The organism is Streptomyces sp. NPDC020996 (genome assembly GCF_040641355.1).
In the GTDB taxonomy this organism is placed as follows: domain Bacteria; phylum Actinomycetota; class Actinomycetes; order Streptomycetales; family Streptomycetaceae; genus Streptomyces.
Map to the genome: position 1 here is coordinate 1 of NZ_JBFADM010000057.1, position 11,763 is coordinate 11,763.

The window sequence follows — 11,763 nt, forward strand, 5'->3', positions numbered from 1 at the left end:
CCGCGGCGAACAGGCTGCCGCCCACGGGGCCGTGCTCCAGCACCTGCCAGTCGATGTGCGGCCACCGGTCCGCGCACCAGGCGCGCAGCCGGTGCGCCGCCGTCCGTTCCCGCCCGCGCGGGGCGGGCGTGGTGTCGAGCAGCCGCAGGACGTCGAGCAGCCGCTGCCTCAAAAACGTCCCCAGTCGTCGGCGGCCGGACGCCACACGTCGATGTTGCGCGGGTCGGCCGGCATCCTGCGGGGCCGGTGCGTCTCGTGCTCCTCCGGCGTGAACACCCGGTGCGCGTCGCACAGTTCGAACCGGGGGCCGAAGCGCGTGTCGTGCATGTAGAACGCGATCGACGTCGACGCCGAGTGGTTGACGATGTCGGAGGCGATCGGCGCACCCTTGTAGAGGGCGCGGGCGCGCATCCGCATGACGTGGTCGAGGCTCTTCATCGCGAAGCACAGGTGCGCGACGTAGTGCTCCGTGTTGTTCTGCACCGCGAGGCTGTGGTGGTAGCGGTCCTCGCAGCGGAAGAACGTGGTGGAGCCGACGACGTAGTCGGAGGGCAGGAACTTCAGGACGTTCTGGTAGAAGTCCAGCGTCTCCTCGTACTTGGCGGTGGCGATGAAGGGGTGCACCAGGTCGAGCGGCCGGATCTCGATGTGCGGCGGCTCGGCGTACTCCTGGAACTCCGTGAACAGCTCGACGACGAGCCCGTTGGGGTCCTTCACCGCGAAGCCGTTGTCGCACAGCGCCCGCTGCCGCTCCTGGAGTTCGAGAACCTCCAGGCCGGCGTCGAGGACGCTCTTGTGGAGCTGTTCCAGGACCTCCTCGCTCTCCACGCTGTAGCCGACGGCGGTCGTCCAGCCCTCGGTGCGCTCGGGGGCGTGGATCAGCTCGATCGCGTGGTGCTCGATGTCGGCGCGCAGGTAGGCGTATTCGTCGGTGCGCTGCTCCAGCTGCAGTCCGACGTGGTACTCCAGGAAGTCGATCGCGGCCTGCATGTCGGGGACCTCGATGCGGGCGTACTCCATGCCGTACGGGCCGTGCGGGCGGGTGCTCACCGGCGGTGTCCTTCCTGCGGCGAGCGACGGACGCTCGGCGAACTCGAACGAGGTGATGGCCTGGTTGCCGATGACGGGCCGCCAGCGGGTGCGCACGAAGGTCTCGTGGAACTCGCTGCCGAGGTAGGCGAGCAGGTCGTCCTGGCTGTCGAAGTCGACGGCCATGGTGTGGGTGAAGGTCTGGTCGCGGGTGCTGATGTTCTCGCCGAGGAGGAAGCCGCGCATGGCCGGGTAGCGGTCCGGGAAGGTCCGCAGCTCGGCCAGTACGGACTCCCGGACGGCCTGGTCGGTTCCGTCGGCGAAACGGAAGGACAGGGTGTGTCGGATCATGGGGTCCCTTCCGTCGCCGGTCAGAGGATGAAGCTGAGCCGGGCGCCGGCGGCGAGCGACTCGTGGCCGAGCAGCGAGCGCCGCAGCCGGAAACGGAATCCGTCGTCGGTGGGCACCAGCAGATGCTCGTACCAGCCGACGTAGCCGTCGAAGTGGCCGTCGCGGGCGCGGTGCACGATGAACGACGCCGACACCCGGAAGGAGTCCTCGGTGTGCTCGGACAGCCGTACGTTGGACACCATGCGGTGGGTGCGCGAGTGCGGGTTCTCGGCGTGCGCCTTGCGGGACTTCAGCCGCTTGACCCGGGCGCGCAGCAGGTCCCAGTCGTCGTCGACGAACGATCCGGTCTCGTGCGGCGACCAGCCGGGCCGGTGGTCGGTGGTGGGGATCTCGTAGCGGGCGCCGGGCTCGAAGAGGGCGAGCCAGCCGTCGTAGTCCCAGTGGTCGAGGATGTCGGCCTCGGCGTAGAGGAAGTCCTCCACCTCCGGCCGGGTGACGGTGCGTCCCGCGCACAGCACCGTGTGGGAACCGGGGTTGCTGACGGTCGTCATCGCACGTCCCTCCCGGCCAGGAAGGACGCCGGCCGCTCGCCGTGCACTTCCAGCCCGTCGTCGATGCCCATGGCGTCGATCCAGTGCCGCCAGAAGCCGCGCATCGCGCCCTCGTCGACCGACCTGCCCTGTACGCCCTTGACCTCGTCGGCCATGCCGCGCGACATGTCGCTGTAGTCCAGCTCGGGCGCCGCGGTGCCCGCCGTGGCCTGGATGCCGCGCTGGACCGCCTCGTACGCCTCGATGTCGTCCGGGGTGGCGAGGCCGCCCGGGCCGACGAAGCTGACGACGGTCTTCATGCGCAGGGCGCGGGTGGCGGGGTCCTCGTTCCGCGGGACCAGCTGCCAGGCCCGTACGTCGGTCTGGTCGGGCGCCACCGGCTCCAGCTGCCGGATCGACAGGCCCTCGATGTCGAACAGCAGCAGGTTCGGGAACACGAACAGGATGTGGCTCTCGTCGGCCACGTGGTGCGCCCGCTTCTCGCCCAGCCGCTCGGTCATCTCGGCCCGGTGCCGCTCGGTGCGGACGCGCTCGTCCTCGCCGAAGCGCGGTTCCCAGACCATGCTGATCCGTCCGCCGTGGCCGGTCAGGACCAGCAGGCCGTGGCCGTTGCCGAGGTCGTAGGCGTACTGGTCGTCGTCGGTGACGGCGTAGCCGCTCTCGCGCAGGTAGCCCACGAACGTGTTGTGGGTCGGCGCGAAGTGGTAGCCGTCCATCGCGTTCTCGACGGCGAGTTTCCAGTTGCCCCGGACGTTGTAGAGCTGGGTGCCGGGCAGGGTGGTCATGCCGCCGGTGTGCTGCTGCTCGATCATCGTCATGTAGTCGGCCGCGTCGCCGAGGTGGTCGAGCAGCGGCGGGACGTCGGGGTCGAAGGAGACGAAGACGAACCCCTCGTGGATCTCCAGGCGCGGCACGCTGCGCAGCGCCATCGACGCGCGGAACTCGTCGCTCGACTCGTAGGCGCCGGCGTCGGGGATCGCGGCGACCTCGCCGTTGTTGCGGAACGTCCACGCGTGGTAGAAGCACTGGAAGAGCTTGGCCGAGCCCTCTCTCTCGCGGCACAGCACCGTGCCGCGGTGGGGGCAGGAGTTCAGGAACGCGTGCACCTCGCCGGCGCTGTCCCGGCAGAAGATCAGCGGCCGTCCGCCGAGGGTGCGGACCTTGAAGTCGTTGGGGTTGGGGATCTCGGTCTCGTGCCCGAGGTAGAGCCAGGTGTGCATCCACACCCAGCCGCGTTCCCGGGCGAAGATCTCCGCGCTGCGGTAGGCCTCGCGGTTGACCCGGAAGGTGAGCTGGTCCCAGTCCTCGACGATCATCGGCGCTGGGACGGTCCGGGGATTGCTGACCATGGGGAGTTTGCCTCTCACAAGTCCCGACCCGAGTGGCGTGCTGTGAGACGCCATCTCGTATGTCGCAGTAGCGTCCCCTAGCACACCCAGGCTGTCAAGCATTCAACCGGCGGTTGACATGCCAGGCCGGCGTCGTCATCATCCAATTTCACATTGAAAGACACCGTCTCGCATTCCGTGCGACCGTGTGAAGGGCAAAAAGCTCGTGCCGTATGTCATCACTCAGGCCTGCGTCGACGTCATGGACAAGTCGTGCATGGAGGAGTGCCCGGCCGACTGCATCTACGAGGGCGACCGGATGCTCTACATCCAGCCCGACGAATGTGTCGAGTGCGGGCGCTGTGAACCGGTGTGCCCGCAGATCTCGATCTTCCACCACGAGGACCTGCCGGAGGAGAGCAAGAAGTTCGAGCGGATCAACGCCGAGTTCTTCACCCTCGGACTCGGCGCCGAGCCGCTCGGCTCGCCCGGCGGGGCGCGCAAGGTCGGCCGGGTCGGCCACGACCACCCGGAGGCGGTCGCGTGACCGGGCCCGCGGCGCCGGGTGCCGCCGCTCCCGCATCGAGCGCCGCCGCTCCCGCGCCGGGCGCCGGGCCGACGGCCGTGGGCGCCCCGGCCCCGGGCGCCGGCCCCTCCTCGTCCCCGGGCGCCGGCCCCGAGGTGTCCGTCGACCTGCTCGTCATCGGCGCCGGGCCGACGGGGCTGTACGCCGCGTACTACGCCGGCTTCCGCGGCATGAGCGTCGCGGTCGCCGACGCGCTGCCCGAGGTGGGCGGCCAGATCGCCGCGCTGTACCCGGAGAAGCTGATCTTCGACGTGGCCGGCTTCCCCGCGGTCCGCGGCCAGGACCTGGTGGACCGGCTGGCCGAGCAGGCCGGCCGGTGGAACCCGGTCTACCTGCTCGGGCACGGGGTCACCGACCTCGACGACACCGACCGGGGCATCGTCGCCACCACCGACGCGGGCGCGCGGATCAGCGCGGGCGCGGTGCTCGTCTGCGGCGGGATCGGCAACTTCGTCCCCCGCGAGCTGCCGGTGGGCTCCGAGTACCTGGGCCGCGGGCTGCGGTACTTCGTGCCGCGGCTGGACGAGCTCGCCGGCCAGGACGTGGTGGTGGTCGGCGGCGGGGATTCCGCGCTGGACTGGGCGCTGTCCCTGGAGCCGCTCGCCTCGTCGGTGACGCTGGTGCACCGGCGGACCCGGTTCCGGGCCCACGAACGCACCGTCGAGCAGGTCCAGGAATCCTCCGTGCGGGTCCTGACGCCGTACGAGGTCGAGAAGGTCTGCGGCGACGGGGTCGACGGCGCGGTGTCGGAGGTGGTGGTCGCGAGCTCCGGCGGCGACCGGATCACCCTGCCCGCGCAGTCCGTCGTGGCCGCGCTCGGCTTCATCGCCGACCTCGGCCCGATCGAGCGGTGGGGACTCGAACTGCGCCGCCGGCGCATCCTCGTCGACCGCACGATGCGCACCAGCCGGGAGCGCGTCTTCGCGGCCGGCGACATCGCCGACCACGACGGGAAGGTCAGCCTCATCTCGATCGGCTTCGGCGAGGCCGCCCTCGCCGTCAACCACGTGGCCGCCCTGCTGGACCCGGCCCGGTCGATCACGCCGGGGCACTCCTCCGATGGCTGACGACGCCGCTGCGGAAGCGCGCCGGGCGGACCCGCCCGGCGCGCCGGCCACCGGTCCCGCACCACCTCCGTACGCCGTCGTGGCCCCCCGGGCAGGAGAACGTGAGTACGCTGCACGCACAGCCGCAGACGGCCGAACCACTTCATCCGATACGGCGTCCCATGCAGCGTCCCCATCCCTCGAACCGAGCTCGGACAGGAGCGATAAGACCATGGCCACGAAGGTGCAGCGCGGCACCGACGAGAAGGACGGTCCGGACCGGACCGCACCGACCATCCAGACGGTCGAGCGCGCCGCGCTGATCCTCGGCTCGTTCACGGTCGGCAAGCCGCACATGAGCCTGAACGAGATCACCGCGCGGCTCGGGGCCAGCAAGGCGACCGCGCACCGCTACACCAAGGCACTGCGGGCGGCGAACCTGCTGCGGTACGACGAGCGCACCTCGCTCTACTCCCTCGGCCCCCAGGTGCTCACCCTCGCCGCGGCCGCGCGGGCCGGCCTGCCGATCGTCGCCGCCGCCGAGCCGTACATGGAGGAACTGGTCCGGCGCATCGACGAGACGATCGTGCTGTCGGTCTGGGACGGTGAGTCGGCGACCGTGGTGCGCTCGGTGGACAACACCGACCACATGGTGCGCATCAGCGTCCGGGTCGGCTCGCGCCTGAACCTGACGTCCTCGGCGCAGGGCCGTGTCTTCCTCGCCTTCCTGTCCCCGGAGCAGGTGCCGGCGCTGCCGCGCGCGGTCCGCAGGTCGCCCGAGTTCACCGAGGAGCTCGAGGCCATCCGCAAGCACGGACTGTCGGTCAACTCCCCGACGGTCAACGGGGTCCGCACCATCGCGGCGCCGATCTTCGAGGGCGACAAGATCAGCGGCACGCTCGCCATCGTCGGGACCACGGCGACGGTTCCCGACGACGTCTCGTCGCCGATGGCCCAGGCGCTGGTGGAGACCGCCCGGGCGCTGTCGCAGCGGCTGGGCACCTCGGAGGACGTCGCCAACGGCGGCTGAGCCGTTCACGGCATACGGCGACGGCCCCCCGCGGCGGATGAAGCGGGGGGCCGTCGCCGTATGCCGGTCAGGGGAGCAGGTCGGCCCGGGGCGGGACGAAGAAGTCGATGTTCACGCAGGGGGCCTCCGTCGGTTCCACGTAGTGCTCGCTGCCGCGCGGGACCAGCAGGAACGAGCCCGCGCGCATGTCGTGCGCGACACCGTCCACGTAGTAGTTCGCGCGTCCCTCGGCGATGTGGACCAGTTGGTCGAAGTCCTCGTGCCGGTGCGGATTGAGCGCCATGCCGATCTCCAGCTCGTGGTGACAGATCATCACCTCGTCCGTGGCGTAGACGCGCCGCCGGACGCCCGGCCGCACCTGGGTGACCGGCAGTTCGTCCCAGTTGACGACGGTGCCGAAGAGCGCCGCGTTGCGTGTGCTCACTGCTTCTCCTCTCCGGCGGCCGCCCGCAGGCCGGCCGCCAACATCTGCAGGTCCGAGCCGACGATCAGGTAGTCGGCGGCGCCGAGGCCCAGCTCCGCCGCGCGGTCCCGGGCCGGCGCCCAGCCGCCGAACGCCACGTCGGCGGACCGGGCGGCGGCCCGTACCCGGTCCACGGCGGCCCGCAGCACCGCCGGGTCCGCGGGCAGGCCCAGGTCGACGGCCAGGTCGGTGCTGCCGACGAAGCACACGTCGAGCGCGGCGACCAGCTCCGGCAGCGGGTCGGTGCGCGCCGTCTCGATCTGGCCCACCAGCACCGGCGGGTCGTCCTGCTCGGCGCGCAGGAAGCCGGCCAGCGGGAGCGCGCCGAACCCGGCGGACCTGTTGGCCAGGCTCACCGACCGGCGGCCGGCCGGGGCGAACCGGGTGGCCGCCACCAGCGCCTCGGTCTGGGCGACGCGGGTGAGCATGGACAGTTGGATGCCCGCCGCCCCGGCCTCCAGGAGCCGGTTGACGGCGGCGGCGTCCACCTCGGGCACCCGGACCAGGGCGGGCAGGCCGCAGACGGCCGCGTGGCGCACCAGGTCCACGGCGTCCCGCTCGGTGAGGGTGGCGTGTTCGAGGTCGACGACCACGAACGCGAACCCGGCCGCCGCGGCCAGTTCCACCACATCGGGCGTCGCCAGCTTCACGAAGGTGCCGACGGCGGGTGACCCCGCCGCCAGGGCGGCGCGCAGCCGGCGCCGCAGCGGACGGACATCACCGGCGGTCATCGGATCCTCCACAGGACGTACGGGTGTCACGGGGGTGTACCTGCACCTGCCCGCGCCGGCGGGTCGGGCCGGCGCCGGCGGGTCGGGTCGGCACCGGCGGGTCAGGCCGACGGCAGTCCGCGCCACGGCACGATGTCGACCTCGGCGCCCTCGTGCAGCACCACCGTCGGCTCCAGGCGCGGCGCGACGATCGTGTTGCCCGCGGCGTCGGGCAGGGTGACCTCGTCGGTCTCGGTGACGACGGTGACGTCGGCCCGCCCGCCGACCTCCAGGCGTCCGTAGCCCTCGGTGTCGAGGCCGAGCAGCCGGGCCGGTGCGACGGTGGCCCGGCGGACGCACTCCTCGAGCGGCGCGCCGAGCGCGACCAGCTTGGAGACGCTGGTGAGCAGGTCGAACACCGGGCCGCGCCAGTTGCGGGCACTGGTGTCGGAGCTGAGGACGTCGGGCAGGAACCCGTCGGCGATGGCCCGGCGGGCCACCTCGAAGCTGAGGTTGCTCTTGCCGTGCGCGGAGTCGAACAGGACGCCGCGCTCCCGGGCGGCGGCGACGGCGGGCTGTACGTGGTCGCCGTCGAGGATGCCGTGCGGCTTGCCGGTGTAGCAGTGCGCCACGATGTCGCCGGGGCGCAGGTGGTCGAGGACGACGGGCAGCGGCTCCGCGGTCTCGCCGATGTGCAGCATCAGCGGCAGCCCGGCCTGCTCGGCCAGTGCCACGGACTTCTTCAGCAGCGACTCCCAGTTCTCGCCGACGACGTCCTCGGAGAGCCGGATCTTGAAGCCGCGCACGATGTCGGGGTGGGCCTCGGCGGTGGCGAGCGCGTCCTCGGCGACCAGGGTGTCGGGGTTCAGCAGTTCGCCGAATCTGAAGTCGATGAGGCCGAGCACCGAGACGTTGAGGAAGTTGACGATGCGCATCGGGTTCGCCTCGACGACCAGCTTGCGGAAGGCCGGGAAGGTCGAGGCGCCGGCCGTGCCGGCGTCCGCCGCGGCGACCACACCGCGCCGCAGATGGGCCTCCTCGGCGGGGGCGCCGACGGCGGAGACGTACTGGAAGATGTGGGTGTGGCCCTCGACGAGGCCCGGCAGCACGGTGGAGCCGGTGACGTCGATCGTGCGGGCCGCGTCCGGCGCCAGGCCCTCCCCGATCGCGGCGATGCGGTCACCGGTGACCGCCACGTCGAGCCGGGCGTTGGTGCCCGACGCCGGGTCGATGACGGTGCCCCCGGCCAGGACGAGGTCGTAGGACGGCTTGGAGGAGTGGGACATCGCTGGGCTCCAGGGTGAGGGGACGGTCAGCTGACCGGTTCGGCCAGCCGCTTCTCGCGCGGTGCGGCGTCCGCGGGACGCACGATGCGGGTGACGAGGGGCAGTACGCCGTCCACCTCGACGCTCACCTCGTCGCCGTCGGCGAGGAAGCATGCGCGGTCCTGGCCGGTGCCGGCCGGGGTTCCGGTGAGGACGACGTCGCCGGGTTCGAGCGCGGCGAACCAGGACAGCCTGCTGAGCAGATCGGCGACCGGGAAGATCATTCCGGCGCTGGTGTCGTCCTGGACGAGCTGCCCGTTGACCCGGGTCCGTACGGTGATCGCCTCGCGGTCGGCGAGGGCGTCGGGCGTGCAGACGGACGCGCCGAGCGGGGTGAACCCCGGGTAGCTCTTGGCGAGGGCGGGGGTGCCGGTAGTGCGCATGACATCCCGGGCCGTCATGTCGTTGGCGGCGGTGATGCCGGCGACGGCGGGCCAGACCTCCGACGCGGCCGCCTGGTACAGCCGGCGCCCGACGACGACCGCGATCTCGCCCTCGTAGTCGGGTTCGGCCGCGCCCGGGGGGATCACCGCCTGCGCGCCGGGCGGCAGGACCCCTGACGACGCGGCCAGGTACAGGATCGGCTGCTCGGGCAGCCCCCTGCCGGTCAGCTCCGCCTTCGACACGTAGTTGAGCCCGACGCCCCACACCGCGTGGGGACGGCCGAGCGGTGCCGTGAGGACGGTCTCGTCGAGGGGGATGCGCCGGCGCACCGCGCAGGTCGCCAGGGACTCCAGCGAGCCCTCTTGTTCGAGGACCGCGCCGAGGTGCGGAAAAGCGGTGGCCAACAGGGCGACAGCCCCGTTCTCGATCCGGCCCAGGCCGGCCTGCGTCGTGACTACTCGCATGGCGAGCATCTTTTATTGCGAGACGCCATCATGTCAAGCGATACGGAAGCCCCGGTTGGGCACACGCCGACACCCCGTCCGCGCGGCAGGCGAACGGGGTGTCGGTAAGGCTGATCTCTGCTGGTGGGACGGGTGGTTGAGGGTCTTCGGGACATGGCTGACGAAGCGTCAGGCGAGCTGGCGGTGTACCTCGCCGCTGTCCCAGTAGTCCGTGCGGCGGGTGATGAGCCCGCCGGCGACGGTGAACAGGAAGACCCCGCGGATCCGCACGGGGCGGTCGCCCGCCGAACGCATCCGGAACGTCATGACGTACGGCACCGCGGCCGAGTCGCCGTCGACGAGGACGCGCTCAGGCACGTAGCGCAGGTCCGCGAAGTCCTCCAGGAACCCGGTCAGCGCCGCGCGGTACTCGGCGCGGCCCCGGCGGCTTCGTCCCAGCGACGACGTGTGGTCGTTGACGAAGTCCTCGGCCACGCGGGCCGCCACGGCGTCGGCGTCATGCGCGTTCAGCGCCGCGAGGTACGCCTCGACGGCGGCACGGGTGGCCGCGCCCGGGTCCTGGTCGGTGTCGTCGGCGGTCAGTCGGAACCCCACTTCCTGCGGACGGTGTCGAACACCCGCTGGTCGTGCGAGATCTCGACGACGTTGCCGTCGGGATCCTTCAGGGCGCAGATGTAGCCCACGGGGTCGGGCATCTGCCGGGGTTCCCAGTGCAGGCAGCCCAGTTCGCGGGCCCGGTCCGCCATGGCGTCGACGTCCTCGCGCGCCGGCACCTCGATGCCGATGTGCGCGAACGGGTGCAGCAGGCCCAGCTGGTTGCCCCTGTCCTTGTCGAAGGACACCAGGACGAGCACGAACGGCGTCTCCACCTGCTGGTCGTTGGAGAGCCAGACGCTCTCGCCGTCGGCGTCCTTGAACCGCTCGACCACGACCAGCGGGGTCAGCGAGGTGTAGAACTCGATCGCCTTGTCGAGGTCCCCGGTGGGCAGCGCGACGTGAGTCCAGCGGGCCGAGGTGAGACCGGTGGCCACAGTGCCTCCATCGTGAGAGGTGCGAATTTCCTCGAGGTTAGACACCCGCGCGGGCGCGGGTCGATGTGCTGCGGACACAACACGCGGGCCGGGAACGCTGACCCCGCGCGACATCGGCCGCGGGCCCGCCGCCGTGGGAGCCTGCGCGGGACAGCGGGGGCGCCGACACGGAAGACGAGGACCGAGCGTGCAGTACCGGATTCTGGGCGGGACGGGCATCGAGGTGAGCGGACTGTGCCTCGGCACGATGATGTTCGGCGCCTGGGGCAACACGGACGAGGCGGAGTGCCGGCGCATGGTCGCGACGGCGCTGGACGCCGGGGTCAACTTCGTCGACACCGCCGATGTGTACGCCTCCGGCGAGTCGGAGGAGATCCTCGGCCGGGCGCTGAAGGGGCGGCGCGACGACGTCGTCCTGGTGTCGAAGTTCCACAACGAGATGCCCGGCGGTCCGCTCGACCGCAACCGGCGCGGCAACTCCCGGCTGTGGATCACCCGCGCCGTGGAGGGCAGCCTGCGCCGGCTGGGCACGGACCACCTCGACGTGTACCTCGTCCACCGTCCCGACCCCCGCACCGACGTCGAGGAGACGCTCGGCGCGCTCAGTGACCTGGTGCGGGCGGGCAAGGTACGGGCGATCGGCACGTCCAGCTTCCCCGCCGAGGAGATCGTCGAGGCGCAGTGGGCGGCACGGCGCACCGGCCGTGAGCGGTTCACGGTGGAACAGCTGTCGTACTCGGTCCTGGCCCGGCACGCGGAGGCCGCCGCGCTGCCCACCGCGCAGCGGCACCGGATGGGCGTCATGGTCTGGAGCCCGCTGAACGGCGGCTGGCTGACCGGCAAGTACCGGGCCGGTGCCGAACCGGCGGGCGACTCGCGCGCACGGACCAACGGCGACCACTTCGACTACGCCGACGCGCGGGTGCGCGAGCGCAAGCTGGCGGTCGTCGAGGAACTCGTGCGCCTCGCCGCCGACGAGGGCTGCACGCTCGTGGAACTGGCCCTGCGGTTCGTGCTCGCCCATCCCGGCGTCACCTCGGCCGTCATGGGCCCGCGCACCCACGACCAGCTCCTGACGCAGCTGACGGCGGTGGACCGGCCGCTGTCCGCCGAGGCGCTGGACCGGATCGACGAGCTGGTCGCCCCGGGCAGCGTGCTCAACCCGCGCGACACCGGCTACACACCGCCGCCGCTGGAGAACGCGGCGCTGCGCCGCCGCTGAACCGACCCGACTGCCGCACGGCGGAGACCGACCGGGCTGCTCCCCGGCGGGGGCCGACCGGGCTGCTCGCCGGCGGAGGCCGGACTGGCTGCGGCACGGCGGAGGCCGATCCGCTGCTCCACGGCAGAGTTCGGCATGGCTGCCGTACGCCGGATACCGGCCCGGTTGCCGCAGGGCGGAGGCTGGCCTGGCTGCCGTACGGCGGAGGCTGGCCCGGCTGCCGTACGGCCGGGGCTGGCCCGG

Annotated in this window: 13 protein-coding genes; 4 read left to right on the forward strand and 9 right to left on the reverse strand. The window is 71.9% G+C overall.

Annotated elements, in window-relative coordinates:
• Positions 1-168 precede the first annotated feature (168 nt).
• The 3 genes from AB0G63_RS30270 to AB0G63_RS30280 are packed head-to-tail and all read right to left on the reverse strand — an operon-like array spanning position 169 to position 3,280.
• On the reverse strand, positions 169-1,380 hold the full coding sequence (locus AB0G63_RS30270) for a VOC family protein (protein ID WP_360756622.1): 1,212 nt from the start codon (positions 1,378-1,380) through the stop codon (positions 169-171).
• A 20-nt stretch (positions 1,381-1,400) separates the two neighbouring features.
• Positions 1,401-1,931 carry an aromatic-ring-hydroxylating dioxygenase subunit beta gene (locus AB0G63_RS30275; RefSeq protein WP_360756625.1) on the reverse strand — a complete coding sequence of 177 codons (531 nt, stop codon included), beginning with the start codon at positions 1,929-1,931 and terminating at the stop codon, positions 1,401-1,403.
• Positions 1,928-3,280 carry an aromatic ring-hydroxylating dioxygenase subunit alpha gene (locus AB0G63_RS30280; RefSeq protein WP_360756628.1) on the reverse strand — a complete coding sequence of 451 codons (1,353 nt, stop codon included), beginning with the start codon at positions 3,278-3,280 and terminating at the stop codon, positions 1,928-1,930. The genes AB0G63_RS30275 and AB0G63_RS30280 overlap by 4 nt, the downstream gene beginning before the upstream one ends.
• 205 nt (positions 3,281-3,485) lie before the next feature.
• Between AB0G63_RS30280 and fdxA the strand changes: the two genes are divergently transcribed.
• From fdxA to AB0G63_RS30295, 3 genes are all read left to right on the forward strand, one after another.
• Positions 3,486-3,806: a ferredoxin gene (gene fdxA / locus AB0G63_RS30285; RefSeq protein WP_360756631.1), complete on the forward strand. Its 321-nt coding sequence runs from the start codon at positions 3,486-3,488 to the stop codon at positions 3,804-3,806.
• Positions 3,803-4,912 (forward strand): NAD(P)/FAD-dependent oxidoreductase, encoded by a 1,110-nt coding sequence (locus AB0G63_RS30290; RefSeq protein ID WP_360756633.1) that lies wholly within the window; start codon positions 3,803-3,805, stop codon positions 4,910-4,912. Before fdxA ends, AB0G63_RS30290 begins: the two co-directional genes overlap by 4 nt.
• A gap of 211 nt (positions 4,913-5,123) precedes the next feature.
• On the forward strand, positions 5,124-5,921 hold the full coding sequence (locus AB0G63_RS30295; protein ID WP_360756636.1) for an IclR family transcriptional regulator: 798 nt from the start codon (positions 5,124-5,126) through the stop codon (positions 5,919-5,921).
• 67 nt (positions 5,922-5,988) lie between these two features.
• Here AB0G63_RS30295 and AB0G63_RS30300 read toward each other — a convergent pair whose 3' ends face one another.
• The 6 genes from AB0G63_RS30300 to AB0G63_RS30325 form a co-directional block, all read right to left on the reverse strand.
• Positions 5,989-6,345, reverse strand: a complete 357-nt coding sequence (locus AB0G63_RS30300; protein WP_360756638.1) for a cupin domain-containing protein — start codon at positions 6,343-6,345, stop codon at positions 5,989-5,991.
• Positions 6,342-7,115, reverse strand: coding sequence for an aldolase/citrate lyase family protein (locus AB0G63_RS30305; RefSeq protein ID WP_360756642.1), 774 nt, complete (start codon positions 7,113-7,115; stop codon positions 6,342-6,344). Before AB0G63_RS30305 ends, AB0G63_RS30300 begins: the two co-directional genes overlap by 4 nt.
• Positions 7,116-7,216: 101 nt before the next feature.
• Positions 7,217-8,380 (reverse strand): amidohydrolase family protein, encoded by a 1,164-nt coding sequence (locus AB0G63_RS30310; protein WP_360756645.1) that lies wholly within the window; start codon positions 8,378-8,380, stop codon positions 7,217-7,219.
• A 26-nt stretch (positions 8,381-8,406) separates the two neighbouring features.
• A complete protein-coding gene (locus tag AB0G63_RS30315) occupies positions 8,407-9,267 on the reverse strand; it encodes a fumarylacetoacetate hydrolase family protein (RefSeq protein ID WP_360756648.1) in 861 nt (286 codons plus the stop codon).
• A 168-nt stretch (positions 9,268-9,435) separates the two neighbouring features.
• The gene (locus tag AB0G63_RS30320; RefSeq protein WP_360756651.1) at positions 9,436-9,861 is read right to left on the reverse strand and encodes a nuclear transport factor 2 family protein; all 426 of its coding nucleotides are present in this window, start codon (positions 9,859-9,861) and stop codon (positions 9,436-9,438) included.
• Complete coding sequence (locus AB0G63_RS30325) at positions 9,846-10,298, reverse strand: VOC family protein (protein ID WP_360756653.1); 453 nt, start codon at positions 10,296-10,298, stop codon at positions 9,846-9,848. Before AB0G63_RS30325 ends, AB0G63_RS30320 begins: the two co-directional genes overlap by 16 nt.
• 187 nt (positions 10,299-10,485) lie before the next feature.
• On the opposite strand from AB0G63_RS30325, the gene AB0G63_RS30330 reads away from it, so the two are divergent.
• Positions 10,486-11,520, forward strand: a complete 1,035-nt coding sequence (locus AB0G63_RS30330) for an aldo/keto reductase (protein ID WP_360756656.1) — start codon at positions 10,486-10,488, stop codon at positions 11,518-11,520.
• Positions 11,521-11,763 lie beyond the last annotated feature (243 nt).

What these genes read in the sequence shown, in the direction of transcription:
- AB0G63_RS30270 (WP_360756622.1), bottom strand. Translation starts at nt 1,380, where the DNA reads ATGATCCGACACACCCTGTCCTTCCGTTTCGCCGACGGAACCGACCAG.
- AB0G63_RS30275 (WP_360756625.1), bottom strand. Translation starts at nt 1,931, where the DNA reads ATGACGACCGTCAGCAACCCCGGTTCCCACACGGTGCTGTGCGCGGGA.
- AB0G63_RS30280 (WP_360756628.1), bottom strand. Translation starts at nt 3,280, where the DNA reads ATGGTCAGCAATCCCCGGACCGTCCCAGCGCCGATGATCGTCGAGGAC.
- AB0G63_RS30295 (WP_360756636.1), top strand. Translation starts at nt 5,124, where the DNA reads ATGGCCACGAAGGTGCAGCGCGGCACCGACGAGAAGGACGGTCCGGAC.
- AB0G63_RS30305 (WP_360756642.1), bottom strand. Translation starts at nt 7,115, where the DNA reads ATGACCGCCGGTGATGTCCGTCCGCTGCGGCGCCGGCTGCGCGCCGCC.
- AB0G63_RS30310 (WP_360756645.1), bottom strand. Translation starts at nt 8,380, where the DNA reads ATGTCCCACTCCTCCAAGCCGTCCTACGACCTCGTCCTGGCCGGGGGC.
- AB0G63_RS30315 (WP_360756648.1), bottom strand. Translation starts at nt 9,267, where the DNA reads ATGCGAGTAGTCACGACGCAGGCCGGCCTGGGCCGGATCGAGAACGGG.